At 57.6% G+C, this 22745-nt stretch carries 25 protein-coding genes; 15 read left to right on the top strand and 10 right to left on the bottom strand.

Annotated elements, in window-relative coordinates:
* Positions 1-21: 21 nt before the first annotated feature.
* Both ACXHXG_RS21910 and ACXHXG_RS21905 read right to left on the bottom strand, forming a co-directional pair.
* Positions 22-672, bottom strand: coding sequence for a hypothetical protein (locus tag ACXHXG_RS21910; protein ID WP_457900722.1), 651 nt, complete (start codon positions 670-672; stop codon positions 22-24).
* A gap of 339 nt (positions 673-1011) precedes the next feature.
* Positions 1012-1509 carry a sigma-70 family RNA polymerase sigma factor gene (locus ACXHXG_RS21905; RefSeq protein ID WP_283053865.1) on the bottom strand — a complete coding sequence of 166 codons (498 nt, stop codon included), beginning with the start codon at positions 1507-1509 and terminating at the stop codon, positions 1012-1014.
* Between the two features lie 476 nt (positions 1510-1985).
* Between ACXHXG_RS21905 and ACXHXG_RS21900 the strand changes: the two genes are divergently transcribed.
* The 3 genes from ACXHXG_RS21900 (at position 1986) to ACXHXG_RS21890 (ending at position 7123) form a co-directional block, all read left to right on the top strand.
* Positions 1986-3041: a chemotaxis protein CheB gene (locus ACXHXG_RS21900; protein ID WP_457900721.1), complete on the top strand. Its 1056-nt coding sequence runs from the start codon at positions 1986-1988 to the stop codon at positions 3039-3041.
* A 39-nt stretch (positions 3042-3080) separates the two neighbouring features.
* Positions 3081-6677 carry a CheR family methyltransferase gene (locus tag ACXHXG_RS21895; protein ID WP_457900720.1) on the top strand — a complete coding sequence of 1199 codons (3597 nt, stop codon included), beginning with the start codon at positions 3081-3083 and terminating at the stop codon, positions 6675-6677.
* A 62-nt stretch (positions 6678-6739) separates the two neighbouring features.
* Positions 6740-7123, top strand: a complete 384-nt coding sequence (locus tag ACXHXG_RS21890; protein ID WP_260304005.1) for a response regulator — start codon at positions 6740-6742, stop codon at positions 7121-7123.
* Positions 7124-7162: 39 nt separating this feature from the next.
* On the opposite strand, the gene ACXHXG_RS21885 is transcribed toward ACXHXG_RS21890, so the two are convergent.
* The 3 genes from ACXHXG_RS21885 to ACXHXG_RS21875 form a co-directional block, all read right to left on the bottom strand.
* A complete protein-coding gene (locus tag ACXHXG_RS21885; RefSeq protein WP_457900719.1) occupies positions 7163-7558 on the bottom strand; it encodes a response regulator in 396 nt (131 codons plus the stop codon).
* The gene (locus ACXHXG_RS21880; protein WP_283053862.1) at positions 7555-7836 is read right to left on the bottom strand and encodes a hypothetical protein; all 282 of its coding nucleotides are present in this window, start codon (positions 7834-7836) and stop codon (positions 7555-7557) included. Before ACXHXG_RS21880 ends, ACXHXG_RS21885 begins: the two co-directional genes overlap by 4 nt.
* A gap of 179 nt (positions 7837-8015) precedes the next feature.
* Positions 8016-8255 carry a sigma factor gene (locus ACXHXG_RS21875; protein ID WP_457900718.1) on the bottom strand — a complete coding sequence of 80 codons (240 nt, stop codon included), beginning with the start codon at positions 8253-8255 and terminating at the stop codon, positions 8016-8018.
* Positions 8256-8536: 281 nt separating this feature from the next.
* On the opposite strand from ACXHXG_RS21875, the gene ACXHXG_RS21870 reads away from it, so the two are divergent.
* The 5 genes from ACXHXG_RS21870 to ACXHXG_RS21850 all read left to right on the top strand — a co-directional run bounded on the left by ACXHXG_RS21870 (position 8537) and on the right by ACXHXG_RS21850 (position 13586).
* Positions 8537-8962, top strand: a complete 426-nt coding sequence (locus ACXHXG_RS21870) for an HD domain-containing protein (RefSeq protein WP_457900717.1) — start codon at positions 8537-8539, stop codon at positions 8960-8962.
* A 37-nt stretch (positions 8963-8999) separates the two neighbouring features.
* A complete protein-coding gene (locus ACXHXG_RS21865) occupies positions 9000-9473 on the top strand; it encodes a gamma-glutamylcyclotransferase family protein (RefSeq protein WP_457900716.1) in 474 nt (157 codons plus the stop codon).
* A 216-nt stretch (positions 9474-9689) separates the two neighbouring features.
* Positions 9690-11327, top strand: coding sequence for an alpha-amylase family protein (locus tag ACXHXG_RS21860; protein ID WP_457900715.1), 1638 nt, complete (start codon positions 9690-9692; stop codon positions 11325-11327).
* A gap of 145 nt (positions 11328-11472) precedes the next feature.
* Positions 11473-13158 (top strand): glycoside hydrolase family 13 protein, encoded by a 1686-nt coding sequence (locus tag ACXHXG_RS21855; protein ID WP_457900714.1) that lies wholly within the window; start codon positions 11473-11475, stop codon positions 13156-13158.
* A 218-nt stretch (positions 13159-13376) separates the two neighbouring features.
* Positions 13377-13586, top strand: coding sequence for a hypothetical protein (locus ACXHXG_RS21850; RefSeq protein ID WP_028750383.1), 210 nt, complete (start codon positions 13377-13379; stop codon positions 13584-13586).
* Positions 13587-13631: 45 nt separating this feature from the next.
* On the opposite strand, the gene ACXHXG_RS21845 is transcribed toward ACXHXG_RS21850, so the two are convergent.
* Positions 13632-14366 carry an endonuclease/exonuclease/phosphatase family protein gene (locus ACXHXG_RS21845; RefSeq protein WP_457900713.1) on the bottom strand — a complete coding sequence of 245 codons (735 nt, stop codon included), beginning with the start codon at positions 14364-14366 and terminating at the stop codon, positions 13632-13634.
* 77 nt (positions 14367-14443) lie between these two features.
* Here ACXHXG_RS21845 and ACXHXG_RS21840 point away from each other — a divergent pair, with 77 nt between their 5' ends.
* Positions 14444-15436, top strand: coding sequence for a lysylphosphatidylglycerol synthase domain-containing protein (locus tag ACXHXG_RS21840; RefSeq protein WP_457900712.1), 993 nt, complete (start codon positions 14444-14446; stop codon positions 15434-15436).
* Here ACXHXG_RS21840 and ACXHXG_RS21835 read toward each other — a convergent pair.
* Positions 15353-16774, bottom strand: coding sequence for a phospholipase D-like domain-containing protein (locus ACXHXG_RS21835; protein WP_457900711.1), 1422 nt, complete (start codon positions 16772-16774; stop codon positions 15353-15355). The genes ACXHXG_RS21840 and ACXHXG_RS21835 overlap by 84 nt on opposite strands.
* Positions 16775-16956: 182 nt before the next feature.
* Here ACXHXG_RS21835 and ACXHXG_RS21830 point away from each other — a divergent pair, with 182 nt between their 5' ends.
* Both ACXHXG_RS21830 and ACXHXG_RS21825 read left to right on the top strand, forming a co-directional pair.
* A complete protein-coding gene (locus ACXHXG_RS21830; RefSeq protein ID WP_457900710.1) occupies positions 16957-17877 on the top strand; it encodes a DUF72 domain-containing protein in 921 nt (306 codons plus the stop codon).
* 91 nt (positions 17878-17968) lie between these two features.
* A complete protein-coding gene (locus tag ACXHXG_RS21825; protein WP_260304017.1) occupies positions 17969-18253 on the top strand; it encodes a DUF1236 domain-containing protein in 285 nt (94 codons plus the stop codon).
* Between the two features lie 126 nt (positions 18254-18379).
* Here the strand turns inward: ACXHXG_RS21825 and ACXHXG_RS21820 are convergent, their stop codons facing one another.
* Positions 18380-18625, bottom strand: coding sequence for a hypothetical protein (locus ACXHXG_RS21820; protein WP_260304018.1), 246 nt, complete (start codon positions 18623-18625; stop codon positions 18380-18382).
* Between the two features lie 130 nt (positions 18626-18755).
* Positions 18756-19613, bottom strand: a complete 858-nt coding sequence (locus tag ACXHXG_RS21815) for an SDR family oxidoreductase (protein ID WP_457900709.1) — start codon at positions 19611-19613, stop codon at positions 18756-18758.
* A 221-nt stretch (positions 19614-19834) separates the two neighbouring features.
* Here ACXHXG_RS21815 and ACXHXG_RS21810 point away from each other — a divergent pair, with 221 nt between their 5' ends.
* The 4 genes from ACXHXG_RS21810 (at position 19835) to ACXHXG_RS21795 (ending at position 22380) form a co-directional block, all read left to right on the top strand.
* Positions 19835-20272, top strand: a complete 438-nt coding sequence (locus ACXHXG_RS21810; RefSeq protein WP_457900708.1) for a PPC domain-containing DNA-binding protein — start codon at positions 19835-19837, stop codon at positions 20270-20272.
* Positions 20273-20434: 162 nt separating this feature from the next.
* Positions 20435-20839, top strand: a complete 405-nt coding sequence (locus ACXHXG_RS21805) for a VOC family protein (protein WP_260304995.1) — start codon at positions 20435-20437, stop codon at positions 20837-20839.
* Between the two features lie 175 nt (positions 20840-21014).
* Complete coding sequence (locus ACXHXG_RS21800; RefSeq protein WP_457900707.1) at positions 21015-21218, top strand: hypothetical protein; 204 nt, start codon at positions 21015-21017, stop codon at positions 21216-21218.
* Positions 21219-21360: 142 nt separating this feature from the next.
* Entirely contained in the window at positions 21361-22380 is a 1020-nt protein-coding gene (locus ACXHXG_RS21795; protein ID WP_457900706.1) for a DNA topoisomerase IB, read from the top strand.
* A 143-nt stretch (positions 22381-22523) separates the two neighbouring features.
* Here ACXHXG_RS21795 and ACXHXG_RS21790 read toward each other — a convergent pair whose 3' ends face one another.
* Positions 22524-22712, bottom strand: a complete 189-nt coding sequence (locus ACXHXG_RS21790; protein ID WP_260304992.1) for a DUF3008 family protein — start codon at positions 22710-22712, stop codon at positions 22524-22526.
* Between the last annotated feature and the right edge of the window lie 33 nt (positions 22713-22745).

The raw sequence follows: 22745 nt of genomic DNA, 5'->3' as shown, positions 1-22745 counted from the left end.
CGCGCCTCATGAACTACACCGTCACCATTTGATGCGATAATCGACCCGTACATTGCCCGCCGGCGTCAGCAGCAGCGGATCGGTGAGTGAAGCGGTGAGATTGAGGTTGGGCACAATCGCTTGGTTCAAGGCAAACGTACTTGAGAAGGTACCCTTGACGTCCGTCAGCTCTCCCCTCGCCGAGATCGACGTTCCGGTTGAGGGAAAGATCATCTTTACCGCCTGCGAGGCGGTGACAGAGGTTGGCGCGGTCTGCGCCGTAGTCACGTTCAACGATCGCAGCATCTGCATGTCGAGATCTTGTGAGACGATCCAGTTTCGCGAGCGGCCAAGATACAACATTCCGCTTCCCCTCAGCGTATCCACCCGCACGGCGACCTCGCGCCGCGAATTGCTGGCAAAATTGCTGCGATCGTCTACCGCTCGTCCCCATAGCGTGGCGAGTTCGGAACCGTTCAGGATCTTTCCACCGGCCGCGCCTGCGAGACCAAGATCGGCACCCGCGCTCATTTCCCAAGCCATGGGCAGCCGAAAGCCAATTGTCGTATGATAGGTCCGCGGAGCAACCTTAACCGGCGTCCAGATCACCAGATCGCCGGCATAGGCCTTATGCGAGAGCGGCGCAGCACTTACGAGGACACTAAGAAAAATACCCGTTAAAACGAATCTCATTACAAAAGCCCAATTGCATTTGTATCAATGCCAGCGCGCTGAAACGCTGCATCGACAGCCGAACACCATGCGAAAACGCACGTTCAGCCTTGGATTGATTTGGTTGGTTAGAGCCGACCCTACAGTGCGCTGCCTGTCTTTTGGCCTTCGCACCGCCGTCACGCGAGACAAATACTTCGCGCGCCTCAAGCAACTCTCGATGACCAGAGTCCCATTCAAGGGATTGCTTGTAAACCCCTCGGGCCGAAGTTTTTCGCTGCGATGCACATGTGCCGCACCTCTGCCAACTGGCGCTTCGTTATTTTCTGCGTCCTGGGAAAGCAGCAACGGTTTCGGATGTCAGTCCTCGTCGAGCTGAGCGGCGAGCTGCTGGCGAGCCCGGTTGATCCGGCTCTTTACCGTGCCGATCGCACAGCCGAATTTTTCCGCCGCATCGTCGTAAGAGCGGCCCTCGATGACCACATATTCCAGCACCGCCCGATAAGGCTCTGGCAGCCGCTTGCAGGCTCGCTCCAGTTCCTTGGCGCGGATCGTCCATTCCTGCGGCGGCGCTTCCACGCCGAAGCCGGAGACGCATTTCTTGCTGCCGGGCGACTCGCGCTTGGCTATGCGGAACTTCGTGCAGAATGTGTTGCGCATGATGGTGAACAGCCAGGATTTCAGCCGTGTACCGGGGTCAAACTGGCCAAGATTGGCGAGTGCCTTTGTCAAGGTTTCCTGAACCAGGTCGTCGGCATCGGCCGAGTTCCTATGGAAGGTTCTGGCGAAGGCGCGAAGAGCCGGAATGAGATTTACGATTTCAGTCTCTAAATCGGTGGATCGGGACGTATCGTGCACAACGCTCTCCTGATAGCCGCGTCATCGGCGAAATTGATGCGATGTTTGCGTCGCCCCGTAATGCAAACGTCACGAGTATCGGCCCGGCCTCCGTGCGGATGCCGGCTGGATCTTTCCGATGATCTGTATTGAACGAGTTGCCGTGATGAAGCCTGAAGCCCTTCAGACAGACTTTCTCAAGCACTCTTCACATCCCCTAAAAAACGACTCCGTCTCGCGCTTGGTTCCGTGCAGACTCTTAAAATTCTTCGACATCGTCTCATGCCGGTTGTGAGACAGAGGTCATGAATAGCGATGTGAATACGGGCTTGTCACAGTCTCAAAGGAGGGTGGACCGCGCAGGTGGCGACAGGGCCTAGCAGGAAGGGACAAAATCCACGCGATCCAGCTTCCGAACTTACGGCCCGGCCTAAGGTTCCCGTGCGACCAATGGAACAAACTCTGCCCCCGCTGGTTCCTCTTTCATGTGAGGTGTGATGGCCAATCGCGACATCATCGTTATCGGCGGATCGGCGGGATCGTCCGATCCTCTGAGAACCATATTAGCCGCCCTGCCCCACAATCTCAGGGCAGCAGTGATCATCATTGTTCACATTCCCCCAAACAGCGCCGGAATATTAAGGTCAGTCACTTCCGCTTCCAGCAATTTGCCTGTGAAGAACGCTGAAGATGGCGAGGCCATTCTGCCCGGCCAAATCTACCTTGCTCCCTCCGATTACCATCTGCTGGTGATAAAGGACAAGCTGACCCTGGGAAACGGGCCTCGCGAAAATCTCGCGCGTCCCTCGATCGACTCCCTCTTCCGATCAGCCGCTCTTTCCTGTGGTCCAAGAACGATCGGGGTGCTTCTCAGCGGCAAGATGAACGACGGCGCATCCGGCCTGGCGACGATCAAGCAGGCCGGAGGCGTCGCCCTGGTTCAAGCGCCGGAGGATGCGGCGACGCCTGAAATGCCGATTTCGGCATTGGAAGCCACTCCCGTCGATCTCAACGCCACATCGGAAGAATTGGCACAGGCGATCATTCACTTCTCGGCGGAGCCGCCGGGACCAGCGCGGCCATTGCCGGCAGGCGTCAGGATTGAAGTGGAGATTGCGGCAGGCGGCCGCTCGGACACGTCTAAAATCAAGCAACTAGCTGACGCTTCCCCCTTGACATGCCCGGAATGCGGCGGTGTCTTATCGGAAGTGCGGGATTCGCAACCCCTGCGGTTTCGTTGCCAGATCGGGCACGCCTATACCGCCAAGGCATTGATTGCCGAACAGCGCGATTCAGTCGACGTTGCCATGCGCGTGGCGCTTCGAATCGTCGAGGAACGTGCTGCCCTGGTCGGTCGCATGGCCAAGGAAGCCACAAAGGCAAATCGCCCGGGTATGGCGGAAATGCATGAAGAGCGGGCCAGCGAATACCGAAAGCATGTAGATATCTTGCGCACCGCCATTCTTCAGGGCATGGAAGACAAGGCTCCTAACGAGAGCGGGTCGGAGGTCATTGACCTGGAAATGCGTGCCGGAAGGAAGCCGAAATCGTAATGGGCCGTCTCGGCGGCTCAACACCATGGAACGCCAGACGTGACAAAGAAATCTCGGGTAAAAAAAAGCGACGAGCTTTTGACCGATGCTGGAGTTGAGATCAACGAAGGTGCTGCCTCGCGGTCGCCGATCATCGTGGGGATCGGAGCTTCCGCGGCTGAGACCGGCAGTCTCGAAATCTTCTTCGAGCAGATGCACTCTTCCCCAGGCGCCGCCTTTGTCATCGTGATGCAATATCGCGACGCTTTCGATCAGGAAGCATTCCAGGCCCGCTTGGCGGCGGTGAGCGGCCGCACGGTGCGGCTAGCCTCAAACGGGGAAACGATAGAATCCGAGCGCATCTATATCGTTCCGACCGGCGTGACCGCCACCTTGAAAAATGATCGGCTGCTGACCCATCATGCGTCCGACACATCGGGTGAACGCGGGACCATGGACAGCTTCCTGGTCTCCCTGGCCGAGCAGGAGCAAAAGCGGGCCATCGGGCTCGTCATGGGCGACTGCGGGACCGACGGAACCCTCGGCATCATTGCCGTCAAGGAGCAAGGCGGGTTGGCGCTTGCCGAAATCAGCCAGGAATCCGTCGATATTTCCCATCCGTCATCGCAGCCCAAGAGCGCGGCTGCGGTGGCGGATCTGGTTTTGCCTGCCGAGGAGCTGGCAACCCGCATCAAGGCTCAGATCCGCAGCCTCCAACGCCAGACGCTGGCGCAGGATTTCGACGAATTGGTCGTCCAAGTCGGCCCGCAATTGACGCGGATCGCCGCCGTGCTTCGCAACAGGACGGGGCACGATTTTCATGGCTACAAGCCCAATACCTTCCTGAGGCGGGTGCAGCGCCGCATCCAGGTAACGCAGACCGATACCATCGAAAATTACCTCGAATATCTGCGTTCCGACGCCGACGAGGCAAATAACCTGTTCAACGACCTGCTGATCGGCGTGACGCATTTCTTCCGGGATACCAAGGAGTTCGAACATCTCGAACGGGAGGTCATTCCCAAACTTTTCGAAGGCAAGGGCGCGAGCGATCACATCCGTGTCTGGGTGCTTGGCTGCGCCACGGGTGAAGAAGCCTATTCGATCGCCATCCTTTTGCGCGAACAGATGGCACGACTCGACATCGTGCCACATATCCAGATCTTCGCGACCGATATCGACAATCGCGCGCTGGCGCAGGCGCGTGTCGGGCGATACGCCGCCTCGGCGATCAAGGATGTTACACCCGAGCGGTTGGCACGCTGGTTCGTCAAAGAGGGCGAAACCTATTCCGTGGTCAAGGAACTGAGGGAAATGTGCTTGTTTTCGCAGCACAATCTCATCAAGGACGCGCCCTTCTCAAGGCTCGACATGGTGTCGTGCCGCAACCTTCTGATTTATCTGGGCGCAGAACTTCAGAACCGGGTCATTCCGCTCTTCCATTTCGCCCTCAGGCCGGGTGGTTATCTTTTCCTTGGCAATTCCGAGAATGTCAGCCGCCATGGGAAGCTTTTTACGCCCGTGGATCGCCGCTTCCGGATATTCCGGCAAATCGAAACCATGACTCGTCTGCTGCCGGATTTTCCATTGTCGGCGACCACCGAACGCAATGCGCCGCCCGGCATGCCGTCCGGAATACGTCCTTCCGTCAACAACGTATCCGTGCTCACGAAACAGGCCGAGCGGATCATGGAGCGATATGCGCCCGCTTACATGATTGTCGACGAAAACCATGACGTGCTGCATTTTTCCGGGCGCACCGGCAAGTTCATCGATCCGCCATCGGGCCATGCCAGCCTGAATGTCTTCAACCTGATCCATCGTGATCTGCGCATAGATCTGCGCGCAGCGCTCCATAAGGCTGAGACCGACAAGGCAACCGTCAAGGTTAGTGGCTTGAAGGCGGGGCAGAACGGCAGCGCCTTGCTGGTGACCATGTCGATTGAGCCGATCGACCCCGCGCCGGGACAGCCGCGTCGTTTCATGGTGATCCTCCAGGACGGCCAGGTGGTCGGCGAGGATGACGCTGGCACGGTCATTCCCTCCGCCGGTCAGGAGGAGCATGTACGACGCCTGGAGGACGAGCTTCGCCAGGCACGCGATCGGCTACAGGCAACAGTCGAAGAGCTGGAAAGCACCAATGAAGAGTTGAAGGCCTCGAACGAGGAGTACCAGTCCGTCAACGAAGAACTTCAATCGTCAAATGAGGAATTGGAGACCTCCAAGGAGGAGCTTCAGTCGCTCAACGAAGAGCTCCAGACGGTCAACGGCGAACTGGCTCATCGCGTGGAAGAGCTGGCACGGGCGAATTCCGATCTTAGAAATCTGCTCGACAGCACGCAGATTGCCGCGGTCTTTCTGGACAATGACCTGCGCATTAAGAGTTTCACGCCCGCAATCACCGACATATTCCACCTGATCGATACCGATCTCGGCAGGCCGATCCATCATATCGCCGCCAGAATTGCCTATGACGATCTCGAGCAGGATGCGCGGCGCGTTATCCGGACGCTGAGCAGCATGGAACGGGAGACGAAAAACCCGCAGACCGGCTCGCAGTATCTGATCCGCGTGCTCCCCTATCGCAGCGTCGACAATGTCATCGAGGGCGCCGTCTTGACCTTCATGGACGTAACCGCGCTCGTCCGAGCAGAGGAGCGCCTGCGGGATCGCGAAGCGCTTCTGCGCTCTGTTGTCGAAGGCATTCCGCAGCTTGTCTGGCGCGCGGCGGCGGAGGGCAATTGGACCTGGAGCAGCCCGCAATGGACGGCTTATACCGGCCAGACGGAGATTGCATCGCTGGGCAGAGGCTGGCTTGATCCCATACATCCCGATGATCGCAAGAAGGTCCTGGAAGCCTGGAAGGACGCCGAAAAAACCGGACTGCTCGAATTGGAGCATCGCCTCTTCAATGCCGAAACGAACACGTACAGGACCGTGCATCTTCGGGCCCGGCCAGTGAAGAACGATTCCGGCAAGGTGGTCGAATGGTTCGGCACAGCGACCGATGTGCACGAAATGCAGCTTCTTCAGGAGCATCAGCAAATCTTGCTGCACGAGCTTCAGCACCGGGTACGCAACACGCTTGCGATCGTCCGCTCGATTGCCGCCCATACCGCGGAAACGAGCGACACGGTCGTAGACTACGCCCGTCATCTGGAAGGCCGCATCAACGCAATGGCCAGAACGCAGACCTTGCTGACGAGCGCGCCCGATGCCGCCATGGACCTGAAAGACCTGATCAAAAGCGAAATATCCGCCCAGACTGGCAAGGATGAAAATCCGGTGACGATAACCGGCCCAAATGCGGCTTTGTTCGGCAAAGCGGCGGAGAACATGAGCCTCGCGATCCATGAGTTGACAAGCAATGCCGTTAAATACGGCGCGTTGTCGCAAGACGGCGGAGAATTGCACATCTCCTTCCATAATCACGGTGACGGCAAGAAGCCCTCTCTGAAGCTGGTCTGGCAAGAGACAGGGCTGACTGGATTGCCGAAGAGGCCGGCCCGGCGCGGATTTGGGTCCGAACTGATCGAAAATGTCGTGCCGTATCAGTTCGGTGGTAGCGGACGAATGGAGTTCACGCCGGAAGGATTGATCTGTACCATCGAACTTCCTCTTTCCGAAAAGATCAAACTGCATGAGCCAAGTCATTGAGAGTAATGCGCTGCAGAGGCCACACTCGCGAAACTTCCCCACCGTTTGTTCGCTCTGACGAGATGAGCCAGCGCTACAGCCACCTCTTTTCCGGCCGGCGGATTTTGATCGTGGAAGATGAGTATCTTCTTGCAAACGAGGCGCGCCGCCAGTTGCTGAAGCTCGGGGCTATCGTCATCGGGCCAACGGCAAGGGTCGACCAGGCTCTCGAACTGATCCAGGATGAAGATGTCGATGCGGCGATCCTCGATGTCCACCTCGACGGTGAAATGGTGTTTCCCGTGGCGGAGAGACTGGATGAACTGAAGATCCCTTATGTCTTTGCGACCGGTTATGATCCGTCGATCATTCCGGCCCGTTTCACCGGTTTTGTTCTTTGCGAGAAGCCGATCGAAATCGAGCATATTGCACGAGGCCTTTTTGGCCCTCGGCAGCAGGATACGTGACGAACGTCTTGCCAGGCATTTCCCGAGAACCAGACCGCGTTACGCATGCCCGCGCTTGACGCAGTGATTATGCGCCAAAGTGGAGATTTCCGTCGTAAGGCGTTCGATATCGAGCGGCTTCGAATAGACCTCGATGTCTGTGAACTGTTCGCCAAAAACGGATTTTTCATAACCGGTCGTAAATACGAACGGTATTCCTCGCTTCGAAAGCGCCTCGGCTACGGGAAAGACCATTTCACCTCTGATGCTGACATCGAGGATGGCGCAATCGATCTCATCGGTCGCAGCAATAAGAGACAAAGCCTGAGCGATCGTCGGCGCCGGCCCAAGAACAGCAAGATCGCGATCGCCGAGTGAAGCCGCAAGGTCGAAGGCGAGCAGATATTCATCCTCCACGACCAAAACGATTGGTTGCTCTGCCGGTTCTTTACTCATGAGATTCTGGACGTCCTAGATCGATTAACGATGGCCTTGGCCCAGGCTCGACGCGCCAGCTTTTCAAGACGTTCCGCGTCGATTTCATCTTCAATGATATGCAGGTGGCCTCTCATCAGATCCAGGGTGACGTTGAAGGTGTTCAACAACTCTACAGCCTGCGCACTCGGATGACCGCCGGCCTCCAACCGGCCGATGAGCGCCTCTTGCTTCAGAACGCGCTTTTCACCGTCGCGAACATGGCCCACAGCCATTGCAAGTTCCTCGCGTCTGTGCACGGTCGCCTCCTCAAGGAGATTCCTGCACATCATGAACTCAGTTATGCCTCAAATCCAGCCACTTCCATTGTAGGAACGCTGGATACGCCATTCCGTCAGGTTCGAGGACGGAGTTTACTCAATCCTCCGAAGTTTGTGGGATCTCCTTCCTGCAAACGGCTTCTATTTCCTCCTGGATCTTACTGGGAAATGTCGAACTTTCGCCGATAGATGTCGTGCATATTCGCAAACATCCAAGATTCGAGTGACATCTCGTCGGTGAACTGATCGAGGCTTGCAACGGCCCTCGCCATGGTCTCCTGCACCAGATCGTCCGCATCGGCCGGATTCCTGCAGAACGCTTCCGCCAATGATCGAAATCTCGGCATAAGTTCCTCGATTTCAGCCTGCAATCGGTGGTGTCGGGAAATATCAGTCACGATATTCTCTTTTCACTAACTCACGATTGTTCCGTCCATTTCCATTCGGAGGCATCCGCGCCTGTCCGATATTTTTTAACGGGTATGATCCTCGGCTTGTTCCTGATTGGCCCAAGAAATCTGGAGATCCTGCATCTTCCGCGATGTCGCGGCCAACCTTCCAACAACCGAGCGCCACCACCAGCCGCGGCGGGAACTTCCGGCCGTCTCCACCGTTGGGCTTGATTATTCGAGATACGAAGCGGCGATGCTCAATTTTGAGGTCGCCGACGAGGGTACAGATGTCATCAATCGACCCGCAAAACCGTGCCATGGAAATTGCGACCGAAGCGCATGCGGACCAGACTGATAAACTCGGCAATCCCTATGTCGAGCATTGCCGTCGCGTAGCATCGGCGGTTTCGGGTGAGGATCAGAAAATCGTGGCATATCTGCATGATGTCGTGGAAAAGGGGCCCGGCTGGACCATCGATCGCCTCCGGCAGCAAGGCTTTTCTCGTTCAGTGCTCGCAGCCGTCGATGCCCTCACCAAACGCGTTGGCGAGGATGACGATGCCTTTGTCCGCCGCGCGATCGCAAATGCCATGGCAAGGCCGGTCAAGAAGGCAGATCTCGAAGACAATCTTTGGCAACAGCAGCGGATTGGCGGTGACACCGGCAAGTATCGGCGTGGCCTCGATATCATGCGGGAACAAGATGATCGCTGAAGGTGGAATACTCTGACCGATTTCTGAAAGGACGACGATGTCGGCGACTATTCGTCTATTTGTATTCGGGACGCTGAAAAGGGGTTTTGCCTTGCATGAGCGGGGACTGGCTAGAGCGCACTACCGCGGTCTCTTCAAAACCCGCAAGCCCTATCCCATGCTGATCGCCGGTCGCTGGTTTGCACCCATGATGTTTGACGAACCAGGAAACGGCACGACCGTGAAAGGCGAGCTTTATGAAGTCGACGATCGGACTCTGCGACATCTCGATCTGTTGGAATCGATCGGTAAGCCGGGACATTTCCGCGGATTGATCGAACTGGAACGGGTAGCCGGCGGCGATCCCTGCATTGCATTCGCCTATTTCAAGTCGCGAAGCTTAGCAAAGCCCATGCATTCGGACTATCTTTCCACATATGACGATCGCCGTTTCATCCCACCGGAACAACGCATCGAAAGAGCGCCGGACCAGAGCGGCAGGACATATTCCAAAGATGCCGGGCTCCGATGAAGCCTTTCTGTTCCGACACGGACCAAACGATCGCTCTTCCGTAAGCTCCCCGGAACATTTGCCATTCGATACGGTTTACATCAACGACCTCAGCATATGCCGGCGGTCGAATGGCGCATAGTGCGACCAGCAATCTCGGGACCACGAGCGTGGTCAAAGAGAGCTGGCATCGGGTGCCCGCTCAGCGGCATGTTGCCCAATGTCGGACGCCCGAACGTGATTGATCTCTGGTACAAGAATTCTGTCATCTACAGCCTCAACGTCGGCACCTTCAAGGACAGTGACGGTGACGGAATTGGCGACTTCAAGGGCCTGACCGATCAGCTCGACTATATCGCACGGCTCGGCGTCACCTGCCTGTGGTTGCTGCCATTTTATCCCAGCCCCGGAATGGACTACGGCTACGATGTTACCGACTATTATAACATCGCCCCGGAGCTCGGAACGCTTGGCGATTTCGTGGAGTTCAGCCATCAGGCGCGGTTGCGCGGCCTGAAACTTATCATCGATCTGCCGATCAATCATACGTCCGAGCAGCATCCCTGGTTTCAACAGGCGCGGACCGATCCTCGCTCGCCCTTCCGCGACTACTACAACTGGTCGAGATCCAAGCCAGCAAACGTCAATCACGGCATGGCCTTTCCCGGCCACCAGTCAAGCGTATGGACCTTTGATCCGCTGGCGACGGCCTGGTACTATCATCGCTTCTATCCGCATCAGCCGGACCTCAACATCAGCAACCCGGCAGTCCGGGAAGAGATTTTCAAGATCGTCGGCTTTTGGCTCGAGCTCGGCGTGTCAGGATTTCGGATAGACGCTGCACCGTTCCTGGTCGAGGAAATCAGCCCCAACCGCCCCTCGTCGCGGCACTATGAGTTTTTCGGCGAGTTGCGCGACTTTCTATCCTGGCGACGCGGCGACGCCGTCCTGATTGCCGAAGCAAATGTGCCTCCGAAAGAGATGCCGCAGTTCTTCGGCGGCGGCTCCCGCCTTCACATGCTTTTTGCTTTTCTTACAAATCAGTATCTGTTTCTGGCGCTCGCCACTAATTCCGCCGCCCCCCTTGCGCGAGGTCTCGCACGGCTTCCGAAATTGCCGCAGCTTTGCCAATGGGTGCAGTTTCTGCGCAATCACGATGAGCTCGATCTCGGCCGCCTGACGGAGAAGGAGCGGAACGCGGTCTACACGGTCTTTGCTCCCGACGCCGACATGCGCCTTTATAACCGTGGCATTCGCCGCCGCCTTGCGCCGATGCTTGGCAACGAGCGCCGGAGGATCGAAATGGCATTCAGCCTGATGTTCAGCCTTCCGGGCATACCCGTCATTTACTATGGCGACGAACTCGGGCTGGGGGACGTGCTTTGCCTGCCGGAGCGCTGGCCGGTGCGCACCTGCATGCAATGGTCCGATGACGAAAATGCCAGCTTCTCCACCTGCGCGGAAGAATATCTAATCCACCCGGTCATCATGACTGGCGATCATGGAGCCGACAAGATCAACGCCGAGGCGCAGCAGCGCGATCCGGACTCGTTACTCAACTGGGTGCGGCGGCTTGTCGACACACGACAGTCTTGTCCCGAGGTCGGCTGGGGCGAATGGCGCTGTATCGAAACGCATAACCCAGCGGTATTCGCCCAGAGGTTCGCCTGGGAGCAAGGCACGGTCCTCATCGTTCACAATCTTGCGCCGCGAAATTGCTCCGTGAAGCTGGATCTCGATAAGGATGAGATGAAACAGCTTATCGGCTTGTTCGGCAACAGGGTCTATCCCGAGAAAAAACGCAAGGGCACCACGATCGAGCTCGATGCCTACGGTTACCGTTGGTTTCGGAGCAATCTACCGACCGCCTCATAGACAGCCCCCTTAAAAACGCGAAATGGCAAGCTCGGCACGGAACCTATGCGCGCGGCGCCGGTTGTGCCTAACCTATACCGCCGAAGGCGCCAGGATAACGCCAGAGAAAGGACGCGGCTTGCCGCGACAATCCGGAGAGGCTCCCATGACCGCCAAACCAGCCACCAGATGGTGGCATGCCAAGACGGCCTATCAGATCTATCCACGCAGCTTCTTCGACAGCAACGGAGACGGCATCGGCGACATTCCGGGCATAACCTCCAGGCTCGATTATCTGCACTCCCTCGGCATTGGTTTGATCTGGCTCTCGCCGATCTACAAATCGCCCATGGACGACAACGGCTACGACATCTCGGACTATCAGGATATTGCCCCGGAATTCGGAACGCTTGCGGATTTCGATGAGCTGCTTGCAGAAGCAAGCAAACGCGGGATCGGCATTATTCTCGATCTTGTCGTCAATCACACGTCCGATGAGCACCCCTGGTTCCTCGACGCCCGCGCGTCCAAGGACAGCCCATATCGCGACTTCTATATCTGGCGCTCTCCCAATGAAGACGGCAGTCTTCCGAACGACCTTCTCTCAGTATTCGGAGGGCCGGCCTGGACGTTCGAGGCCGCGACGGGCCAATATTATTTCCACCAATTCTCCCACCGGCAGCCGGATCTCAACTGGCACAATCCGAGCGTTCGGCAGGAAATCTACAAGATGATGAATTGGTGGCTGGACCGTGGCATCGCCGGCTTCCGCATGGACGTCATCGACCGCATCGCCAAGGATGTCGATCGCGCGATCACCGCCGACGGTCCATGTCTTCACGACTACATTCAGGAGATGCATCGAGAAACACTGAAGGACCGCGATGTCGTCACCGTCGGCGAAGCCTGGAGCGCCACCCCTGGCTCGGCTCTCTTATATTCCGGCGCGCAGCGCGGGGAATTGTCCATGGTCTTCCAGTTCGAGCATGTCCTCCAACAGTGGGATAAGGTCTATGGCAAATGGCGGCCACAGCCGTTTGACCTCGTCGGCCTGAAGGCGGTCCTCAGCAAATGGCAATATGCGCTCTCGGACGATGGATGGAATTCTCTCTTCTGGGGCAATCATGATTTGCCGCGCGCCGTTTCGACCTACGGCGACGCTACGGGTTACCATCGGGAATCCGCGACGATGTTGGCGACCGCCCTGCATTTCCTGAAAGGCACGCCCTTCGTCTATCAGGGCGAAGAAATCGGCATGACGAACGCCACCTTCACCTCCATCGATCAGTACAGAGATATCGAAACGCTGAATATGCATCGCCTGCATGTCGAGGCAGGACTTTCGTCGGAGGAATTCATCGCTGTCGCCAATCGAAATGCGCGCGACAATGCCCGTACCCCCATGCAATGGAGCACGGCGCCGCATGGCGGCTTCACCACGGGCGTTCCGTGGATACAGACAAATCCCAATTTCAGCCGCATCAACGCGGCACAGAGCATGGGTGACGACCGCTCGATCTGGAATTACTACCGGCGGCTGATTGCGCTGCGCGCCATGCATCCGGTCATCGTCTACGGCACCTATCAATCCTATTTCGATCAAGACCCGCAGGTCTTCGCCTATACAAGGACATTCGAGGACCAATGTGTGATCGTGCTCGCAAATTTCTCGGTGGAGACCGTAACACTGCCTCTGCCCGACGAATTGCAGGTGGAAGGTCGATGCCTTATTGCCAACTATCAGCCCGTAAGTCGTTTGCAAGGGACGGTCGAACTCAAGCCATACGAGACTTTGACCATCCTTCATACGATCGAGATGCCCAAGGAAAATGTGGCCGAGGCTTCGGCGTGAGCGATGTTTACGGGCTCTTCGGCGATGCAGCGCTACCGACGCCGGAGCGGACGCTGCACCAAACCTCGCCTTCTCGATAATGCTCCAGCACGTGACACATGCCGGCGCGTCGCCGTGCATTTCTACGGGAACCGACATCAATATTCGCGAGTTTGAATTCCTGAGTGGAAGCGAAGCGGGGCGAGCAAACGCATGCCATTTCACGAAGGAGATTGGTCATGGTCACGAAGGCAAACGGCGACCCGCGCCACCACACACAGAAGATGCAGGCGCGGCTGAAAGAAACGATGGATCATTTGCGCGAGGACATCGAAAAGGTCGATGAGCCGCAACTCAAGGCGATGTTCGAAACCGCTGCAGAAGTGCTTGGGGGACTAAGAAAGGCCTTCAGCGATTACGAGAAGAAGAACGAAAGCGCATGGCGATAGCGCGTCAGCACCAGTAGATCGAAAGATTGATACGGACCGGTCGCGTCAATCGCCAATGCCGATTTCGGCAATCAGTGGAAGATGGTCGGAAGCCAGGCTCGTCAGACGATTTCGCGGCACGCTCGTCCCAAGGACAGCAAGATCGGCGCTGACGAAAATATGATCCAGCCGCATCAGCGGATAGCGCGAGGGAAAGGTCGGTCTCGCCGGCTGATTGCCGGAAAGCTGGGCGTCCTTCAATGTGCGGACGGCGAGCCGGTAGGCTGCGGAGGCGGGAACGGCGTTGAAATCCCCGCAGAGAATGGTCGACGCAAGATCCTTGCCGCTACCCGGCAGCCATGCCGGCCCGAGAAGCGTCGTCATTTGCTGGACGCGATCACGTCCCCAAAGGCCGAGATGGGTGTTGACGAGGTGCAACTGCCTGTTTCCCACTATGACTTCGACCGAGAGCGCCCCACGCGGCTCGCCTAGCGAAGGCAGCGGCCCGGCCTTGATCGCCTTTGTCGGCAGGCTCGTTATGAGCGCGTCTCCATATTGCTCCTCGGCTATCGTCAGGGCCGGATTGAAATGCGCTTCCATCTTCAGCAAGGAGGCGATCATGCTCGCCTGATCGACGCCGCCGGTTCTGTGGCGACGCACATCGATCTCCTGCAGCGCTACGATATCCGCTTGCGTCTCCGCGATCACTGCGGCGATCCGGCCAGGGTCGATCTTGCGATCCGTGCCAATGCAACTGTGCACGTTATAGGTCAGAATTCTGATCGTTCTTCCGCGGGACATGGCCGGGGAACACCGAACTCGCCCAATCGTTCCGCTTCATCGGGGCGGTATTCCCAGCCGATGCAGAAGGATAGCCGATGACCTTGAAAAGCCTTATTTGGAATGGCCTGCTCATCGCAGCGACATGCCTTGCATTCTGGCTCCTGTATCGCATCCTCCATCACTACAGCTTGGATGACATCGGGAACTCGCTGCTAAGCATCCCGCTCCGGCATCTTTGCTTGGCGCTTCTCTGCGCGGCGGCCTCCTACCTTTGTCTCACCGGTTTCGATCTGCTTGCCATCTTGTCCCTCCGCAAGTCTTTGCCTTATCGCAAAATTGCGCTTGCCTCCTTCGTCAGCCTCTCGATAGGCCACAATATTGGCTTTGCCGGCCTCAGCAGCGGCGCCTTCCGATATCGCTTTTATTCACGCTGGGGCCTAAGCATCGAGGAAGTCACGAAGATAGTGCTTTTCTGCGGCGTCACGGTCGGCCTGGGGATGACCACGCTCGGCGGAATCGCGTTGCTGGTCGACCCTGCGGATGCCGCGGGCCTGCTGAGGTCGAATACCAGGGACATCCGAACGGCAGGTGTCATCCTTCTTGCCGTTCCGGTTCTCTATGCGTCCCTTACCATGATCCTGCGGCAAAGATTGACTTTATGGCGCTGGTCATTCGAGCTGCCGCGGCCCCACATAGCCTTGCTGCAAATCGTCATCGGTACTTTGGATTTCGTCTGCGTCTCGGCGTGCCTGCATCAGTTGCTTTCGGCCTTCGCGGATGTTGCATTGTTCCGATCGATCACCGCCTACGTGCTAGCCAATACGGCTGTCATGGCGACCCATGTTCCTGGCGGCCTGGGCGTGATCGAGACAACCGTCTCCTATATCGTGCCGAATGCGGCCTCCATTGGCGCCTTGATCGCCTTTCGCTGCATCTACTTCCTCATCCCCCTCATCCTGGGAACGACCCTTCTGATCGCCAGCGAACTGATGTTTCGGCATCGCTCAGCTCGAACGAAGGATCCGGCGAAGGTGGCCGACAAGACGACGAGGACCCAGGCGCCCCAGCGGACAGGCGGGATCGAATAGCGCGGTCCCCGCAATCGGCCCTGTCTTTTGGCAGGTCGTTGCCAGCGGCTTGAGGCATCGGGCTCCGACATTCAGCTCAGCGATTGCGTGGATTAGCGATCCGCTCTGTTGAAAGGCATTTCGAACGGCGCCAGCGGCGCAGCCGAGGTACTCCGCCACCAGCATATTGCGCAGCTCATCGATCGCCAAACGGTGAGTAGGCTTATGTGCCTGAAAAAGAATATCGCATTCGGTGTCGAGTCCCTCGGACCGGTGGTTGAGATTGGAGGAACCAATGCGGAGCAGATTGTCGTCGGCGATCAGAAGCTTCGAGTGAACGAGCAGTTCGACCTGCTTTTCGCCATCGGGGACCACCGGATAGAAGATGCGCAGCCGGCCGTGACGATCCGCATCCATGAGACGTCGGACGATCCTGTCGCGGTTCTTTCCCATTATAAAGTTCTCGATCAAGCCATGGGATTTGCGTGTGCAGATGATGACGACCTCCGGCCCGTCCTCTTCCCGCAGGCGAGCGGCAATGGCTTCCGCGACATTGAACGACGCAAGGTATTGCGTCTCGATGTAAAGCTGACGTCTCGCCTTGGCGATTACGTCCTTTGTCACGGCAATTCCCTGACGCAGACCGCGCTTGAAGAAGGTCACCGGTTCCGTTATCGCAAGCTTCACCGGCACATTTTCAAGCGATGCGCTGAGATCGTCTGGCCAGTCGATGGCAGTCTGCGCCGTCAAGACCCTGCACTCCTCTCCGGTAGCATCCATCCATCGTCGCCTCGCCACGGAGGCGATGAGCCTGGCCGCATCCCCCGTCACCATGGTTTGCAGGTCGTGAAGCGGTTCGTAAAACACGCCGTCGGGATCGCGCTTCAGCTTATCACGAACCCTGTGGACCCAGGTGTCCCAACGCCGCGACGTCAGATCGATTCCACCGATGAAGGCCACGGAATCGTCGATGCAGACAAGTTTCTGATGGTGACATCCGCGAATGGCGGGTTGCATGGCAAAGCGCAGGTCGATGCGAGAGTTCTTTGGAAAATTTATCTTGCGCAGGACCTTCAAGGATTTTTCGGAATAAAGCGGTCCCAAGGCCCAGATCAAAATTCGAACCTCAAGGTTGGGATTGGCATCCGTCAGCGCGTGCAGGAGATCGCCGAGTGTCTCCTTGGAGTTCTCAGGCTGCAGGCGGATATCGGGGTTGAAGTCCCATCCGACGATCCAGACCCGTCTCCGCGCACGGCGCAAAATGTGGGCCAATCGCGAGAAATAGGCGCTACCATTGATGAGGAAGGCCGTCCTTGCCGCAATACCTTCCAATCGCATATCTTCGGCTTTCAGCGACATGGCAGAACCATTTACACCTCTCTGTTTCCGACAGCCGATCGTGCCCCGACAGGTCCTTGTCGCTTGCCTCTTACGAGACGCAAACGCCTGAATTTTCCCAATGTTCCGCGGACGACCGCTTGATGATGCGTGGCTCCACAAAAGCGGGAGGAACAAGTGGCCAGTCGCGCAGTTCCTATGGAATGGCAAAGACAGGCACGATCCGCATCGGTATCTCGGGATGGACCTACGCCCCCTGGCGCGGCGTCTTCTATCCGGGGGATGTGGCGCAGAAGCGCGAGTTGGCCTATGCCTCGCGGCAATTCCCTTCCATAGAAATCAACGGCACCTTCTACGGCCTGCAGCGCCCCGACGTCTTTGCAAAGTGGCGCGATGAGACGCCCGATGATTTCGTCTTTGCGGTAAAAGGCTCCCGCTACATCACCCATCAGCGCCGGCTTCGCGATGTCGAAACCCCGCTCGCCAATTTCATCGCCTCCGGGGTGCTACGCCTGGGAGCAAAGCTCGGACCAATCCTCTGGCAGTTTCCAGCGCGACAGCGTTTCGATCCCGATCTCTTTTCCGCTTTCATGAGAATGCTGCCGAAAGACACAGCCGCTGCAGCGAGGCTTGCCACGCGGCACGACGAACGGCTGAACGGTCGGGACTGGCTGAAGGCCGATGGCGAAAGACCTATCCGCCACGCATTCGAAATCCGCCACGAGAGCTTCGTCGACGTGGATTTCATCGACCTGCTTCGCGAGCATGAAATCGGGCTCGTTTGCGCCGACACGGTCGAATGGCCGCTGCTGATGGATGTGACGGCCGACTTCGTCTATTGCCGCCTCCATGGCTCCGAAGAGCTTTATGTCAGCGGCTATGACGACAAGGCGCTGGATATCTGGGCGGAGAGGATCGATGACTGGGCCCATGGTCGTGAGCCGGCAAATGCCAACCGCGTGCTCAAGCCGCTGAAGCCGGCGCGCAGTGGCCGTGACGTCTATGTTTATTTCGATAACGACGTGAAAGTACGAGCCCCCGCGGACGCACGGGCGCTTGCCGCACGGCTAGGATTGGCAAATCCCGCCACTGCCAAAAGACGCTCAAAATTGGCTGTGGCCTGATTTTAAGGCGGTTGCAACTGCCGACGCAGTTGCTGAGGAACCTTCACCCCCGGCGGCAGTTAGGAAGTCCATTGGACCAACGGAGGTTATGATGAAAAGGATTCTCGTTGCCGTGAGTGCGGCACTCTTCGCATCTGGAACAGCATTTGCTCAGAGCACGACGGTGGTTATTCCCGGAGAGGTCAGGACGTATGTGACGGAACAAGACGTTCCATCGGTAGCTTATGAGGGCGACATCGTAGTCGGCAGCGAATTGCCAAGTTCGGTGGAAGTACACACCATTCCTAGCAACAGCGACTACGCCTATACGGTCGTCAATAAGAAGCGTGTGATCGTAAGCCAAAAGACTCATAAGATTATCGAAGTCGTGAAATAGCGAGGCACGAAGCCAGAATATGCCAGCCCTTCCTTTGTGGTTCTATCGTGGACTGGCTCCTAACGTTACGCGCACCCTTAGCGGTGCGCGTATTTTTGGTTTCGAGTCAATTCCTGCCTTGGTCGGTCAAGCGCCAGAGGCTTTACCTGGCGCCCCGTGAGCCGGACCTTCTTCCTTGACGTCACGCGGCGTAGGTGTGGTGATCGCGCCGTGGTCGGGGTCCTTTACATCCTGTCCCCTCGATCCGTCGGCGCCTGTTGCAAGTTCACGATCGCGGGTCTTCCGCCTGATGTCTCGCAAGGTCGTTGCTTCTTCGATCAGGGCGGTCAGTTCCTCTTCGGAAAGCTCTGAGAGATCAAAGGTCTTGGTCATAACAGTCTCCTGAATGGTCCGGTTTGTTCAGTGGCGAAAGGAAATCCCCCACACCCTCAATCGCGAGGATGCAGGCGCCGCGATCAAGGCCGGCAGAGGGGCATCCTTGCAATATGATCGAGAGCCGCTCCTACAGGATCGGCTTGCCTCCCGTCACGGCGACCGTAGTCCCTGAGACGTAGCTCGACAGCGGATCGGCTAGCATGACGTAGGTCGTAGCAAGCTCGGCGGGCTGGCCGGGGCGCTTCATTGGCACTTGCTTCCCGAAATTCTCGATCGCCTCCTTGGGCATGGTCGATGGAATGAGCGGCGTCCAGATCGGGCCGGGCGCCACGGCGTTGGCGCGAATTCCCTTCTCAGCAAGCAATTGCGCGAGACCCGCGGTAAAATTCTGGATGGCGCCCTTGGTTGTGGCATAGGCAAGCAAGGTGGGATTGGGGCTGTCCGAATTGATCGAGGCGGTATTGATGATGGCACTTCCCGGTTTCATATGCGGGACGGCGGCCTTGGTCAGATAAAACATGGCGTGAATATTGACCTTGAAGGTCAGTTCCCATTCCTGGTCGCTGATATCACCGATGTCGTGAAAGCTCGCCTGGTGAGCAGCATTGTTGACGAGAATATCGATCCCGCCGAGCTGCGCGACCGCCTTGTCCACGATTGCCCGGCAATGCTGCGGATCCTGGATGTCGCCGGGAACGAGAATGGCCTTGTGTCCCGCGTCTTCCACCCAGCGCCGGGTCTCCTCGGCGTCGTCGTCTTCATCCAGATAGGCAATGAGAACATCGGCACCTTCACGGGCAAAGGCGATTGCAACGGCACGGCCAATGCCGCTGTCGCCGCCGGTGATGATTGCCTTCTTGCCGGTAAGCCGGCCCGATCCTCGGTAAGACTTTTCGCCATGATCCGGTACCGGCCGCATGGCCGCGGTATGGCCAGGCATCGGCTGCTGTTGCGATGGGAACGGGGGCGTGGGATGGGTGGCCATGGCTTCCTCCTTGGTATCGGTGGGCTCCCATTCTCAACCACGTGCCTCGCGCTTGGTTCCCGAAAAGAGCAAAATCAACAAGAAGCTGATGAAGATGACGCCGCCATTTTCAAGGAACCTTCCCGCCCCGCTGCAGTTCTGAACTAGCACCAATATTCCAGTCGACGGAGGCATCTCCGCCTTCACCGGACAACCCGCACAGGGATAGCGAGGTCATTGCCATGAATTTCAAACAGATCAACGAAACGGACGGTCAGCGCACCTATATTGTCGTGCTCGATGCGAAGGAAGAAGCCTTCTCCACCCTCAGCAACTTCGCCACCACCTATGAAATGACCGCCGCCTCGGTCACCGCCATCGGCGCCTTCGAAAAGGCGACCGTCGGCTGGTTTGATTTCTCCGGCCGAAGCTACCGCAAGATTCCGGTCGAGGAGCAATGCGAAGTCCTGAGCCTTCTCGGCGATATCGCAACCGGCGACGACGGCAAGGCGAGCCTGCATCTTCACGCCGTTCTCGGCCTAAAAGACTGCTCCACGCGCGGCGGTCACTTCATCGACGGTATCGTACATCCCACTTTGGAAGTGACCATCATCGAGACCCCCGCCTACCTGCGCCGCCGGCATCACAAAGATCTCGGAATCTCCCTCATCGAACTCTGAGCCAACAACTTTGCGTTCGGGCACGGAAGCACGGTTCGATCGCAAATATCGCTAAAGCTGGCTCATAGCCCGCCTTGCCATTCTCTCCGATTTCGCAAGACGGCTACACTTTAAGTGCCCCCGCTGTTATGGTCATCGCGACTTGGTTGAGGAGGAAGAGTGATGTCTCTGCTTGCCTTGCATCATGTATCGATCGTCACCACCGATCTGGAAAAGTCGCTGCCTTTCTATTGCAAGGTGTTCGAGCTTGTTCAAATTCCGCGGCCGAATTTTCCGGTGGATGGGGCTTGGCTTGCCTGTGGCAGCCTGCAGATCCATCTCATCGTCAATCCCGAAGGCACGTTTCGCAAAAATCCCGCGATCGACCGCAATGATTGGCATTTCGCCTTTCGTACGGATGACTTCGAGGGTGTTGTCGAACGGCTGAAAACCCTCGGCTTTCGAGAGGACCTGCCTCAAGGCGATCCAAAGTGCCTGCTGATCTTTCGCACCGGCCATGCTGATTTCCCGCAGCTCTACCTTCGCGATCCCGATTTGAATATTGTGGAGGTCAATGGAGCGCCGTAGGCGGCGCGATCCGAGATAGGGCGGGTTTACCGCCGCACGCTCACCTTCATCGTCGATGGAACAATGTGTTCCGGCCGTGGGTTACATTCACCATGGCGGGATCGAAGAGCGCTGCTCACCTCCCGGCGGCGAGACCGGCGAAATGCCGGAACGCCAGTTCCATAGGAGACCCGCGATGAAACATCAGCAACCACGTGACGGCGCGCCGGGAACGACCGACCAGTCCCCGAGATGGGAAGGCACGGCAGGCTCCAAGCCCGCAGGTTACCTTCCTGCCAAGGATGGCGGGGAAGCAACGCGTGACGCCAATGACGAGAACATCAATCATCCACGCAAGCGGAAGGTCTCCGATGCGCTGAAGCAAAAAGGCGATGACTGAGAGCGGCCTGCAATTGGGACAGGAACCAAGTGCCGTCGATACCGGCGCAGCATGCGCCGGAGCCGCGCTAGCATCAGGGCAATTGCCGATCGCTGCTGGCCCTACCCCACCCGAGGCAACCGGTTCGAAAGCCCCATCAACAATGGGAGACGAATCTGAAGTCGTTTACCTCGCGGCGTTGGATAGCGGGATTACCCGCAGGAAGGGCAAAAAAGGCTTTCTCTATTACGATCAGCGGGGAAACCGGATCAACGATGAGGCGGAACTCGAGCGCTTTGCCGCACTCGTCATTCCCCCCGCTTATACCGACGTCATTATTTCGCCCGATCCGAGATCGCATTTGCAAGCCGTCGGCCGCGATGCCAGGGGGCGGAAACAATATCGTTATCATCCGAATTGGATTGCGGAGCGCGATCGGGAAAAATTCGCGCAACTGGTGGAATTCGCTCGGGCATTGCCTGATATCCGCAAACGGATCGATATCGATCTCCGCCGCAGGAAGCCCGGATTGGCCAAGGCGCTCGCCACCGTCGTCTGGCTGATGGACAAGCTTTTCATCCGCATCGGCAACGAGGCCTATGCGATGGAAAATGGCTCCTATGGGCTGACCACCTTGCGCAGCAGGCATGTCAAACTGGTTGGATCGCGCCTGCAGTTTCGCTTCAAGGGCAAATCCGGCAAGGAATGGCGATTGAGCTACACCGACCGCCGCATCATACGCGCCATACGCATGCTGCAGGAACTGCCGGGCCAGCAACTGTTCCAATATGTCGATGAGAACGGTGTTCTCCACCCGATCCGCTCGCAAGACGTCAATGCCTATATTCGCGAGGCCGCGGCTGGCAACTTCAGCTCACGGCAATTCCGGATCTGGGGCGCCACGCGGATGGCAGCTTCGGCACTGGCGATCATCGAACCCGGCAGCTGCGCCGCAGTGCGGGCAAGGCAGATCAACGAAATCATCGATGCAGTGGCAGGGAAGCTTGTGAACACGCGCGCCGTCTGCCGCGGATCCTACATACATCCAGGCGTGTTCGACGGTTTCGAGAATGGCAGCCTGGCGAAAATCGCCGAGACGAAAGTGAGGAAGAATTCCAGCATTCTGAAATGGCTGGATGAAGACGAGGTGGCGGTGCTGCGCTGGCTGGAAGAGCTGGAGTGAGTGCAGAGAGCAACAACGAGTCGGCGGCAAGCAATATACGGCCATCACTTCCTGGAAACATCCGTCAATGACCAGCTTGTCGTCTATTTGCTTGCGAACCAATAAGGCTTCACCGCACGCGCCCTTGAGTTGCGTTATCCGGCTCAGGACTTCGAGGCGTGCTCCGGCTTTCCCTTCCGCTTGGTGGACGCCATGTCGTGAAGTTCCTTCTCGCTCATGGAATCGACCATGCTCTTGGAAGCGCCTTTCAATTCGCTCTTTTTCTTTTCGCCGCGTTTGGCGGCAAGGGCCGCACCGGCGGCCTTCTGTTGAGACTTCGATTTCGCAGGCATCGTGGACCTCCTTCGATTAATGGTCCTCTGGCA

This window comes from Rhizobium sp. LEGMi-198b (assembly GCF_054114205.1).
This window is presented reverse-complemented; position numbering and strand designations above follow the sequence as displayed.

Coding starts and splice junctions, on each gene's coding strand:
- ACXHXG_RS21910 (WP_457900722.1), bottom strand. CDS start 672: ATGAGATTCGTTTTAACGGGTATTTTTCTTAGTGTCCTCGTAAGTGCT.
- ACXHXG_RS21900 (WP_457900721.1), top strand. CDS start 1,986: ATGGCCAATCGCGACATCATCGTTATCGGCGGATCGGCGGGATCGTCC.
- ACXHXG_RS21890 (WP_260304005.1), top strand. CDS start 6,740: ATGAGCCAGCGCTACAGCCACCTCTTTTCCGGCCGGCGGATTTTGATC.
- ACXHXG_RS21885 (WP_457900719.1), bottom strand. CDS start 7,558: ATGAGTAAAGAACCGGCAGAGCAACCAATCGTTTTGGTCGTGGAGGAT.
- ACXHXG_RS21870 (WP_457900717.1), top strand. CDS start 8,537: ATGTCATCAATCGACCCGCAAAACCGTGCCATGGAAATTGCGACCGAA.
- ACXHXG_RS21865 (WP_457900716.1), top strand. CDS start 9,000: ATGTCGGCGACTATTCGTCTATTTGTATTCGGGACGCTGAAAAGGGGT.
- ACXHXG_RS21855 (WP_457900714.1), top strand. CDS start 11,473: ATGACCGCCAAACCAGCCACCAGATGGTGGCATGCCAAGACGGCCTAT.
- ACXHXG_RS21850 (WP_028750383.1), top strand. CDS start 13,377: ATGGTCACGAAGGCAAACGGCGACCCGCGCCACCACACACAGAAGATG.
- ACXHXG_RS21845 (WP_457900713.1), bottom strand. CDS start 14,366: ATGTCCCGCGGAAGAACGATCAGAATTCTGACCTATAACGTGCACAGT.
- ACXHXG_RS21840 (WP_457900712.1), top strand. CDS start 14,444: ATGACCTTGAAAAGCCTTATTTGGAATGGCCTGCTCATCGCAGCGACA.
- ACXHXG_RS21835 (WP_457900711.1), bottom strand. CDS start 16,774: ATGTCGCTGAAAGCCGAAGATATGCGATTGGAAGGTATTGCGGCAAGG.
- ACXHXG_RS21830 (WP_457900710.1), top strand. CDS start 16,957: ATGGCAAAGACAGGCACGATCCGCATCGGTATCTCGGGATGGACCTAC.
- ACXHXG_RS21825 (WP_260304017.1), top strand. CDS start 17,969: ATGAAAAGGATTCTCGTTGCCGTGAGTGCGGCACTCTTCGCATCTGGA.
- ACXHXG_RS21820 (WP_260304018.1), bottom strand. CDS start 18,625: ATGACCAAGACCTTTGATCTCTCAGAGCTTTCCGAAGAGGAACTGACC.
- ACXHXG_RS21815 (WP_457900709.1), bottom strand. CDS start 19,613: ATGGCCACCCATCCCACGCCCCCGTTCCCATCGCAACAGCAGCCGATG.
- ACXHXG_RS21810 (WP_457900708.1), top strand. CDS start 19,835: ATGAATTTCAAACAGATCAACGAAACGGACGGTCAGCGCACCTATATT.
- ACXHXG_RS21805 (WP_260304995.1), top strand. CDS start 20,435: ATGTCTCTGCTTGCCTTGCATCATGTATCGATCGTCACCACCGATCTG.
- ACXHXG_RS21800 (WP_457900707.1), top strand. CDS start 21,015: ATGAAACATCAGCAACCACGTGACGGCGCGCCGGGAACGACCGACCAG.
- ACXHXG_RS21795 (WP_457900706.1), top strand. CDS start 21,361: ATGGGAGACGAATCTGAAGTCGTTTACCTCGCGGCGTTGGATAGCGGG.
- ACXHXG_RS21790 (WP_260304992.1), bottom strand. CDS start 22,712: ATGCCTGCGAAATCGAAGTCTCAACAGAAGGCCGCCGGTGCGGCCCTT.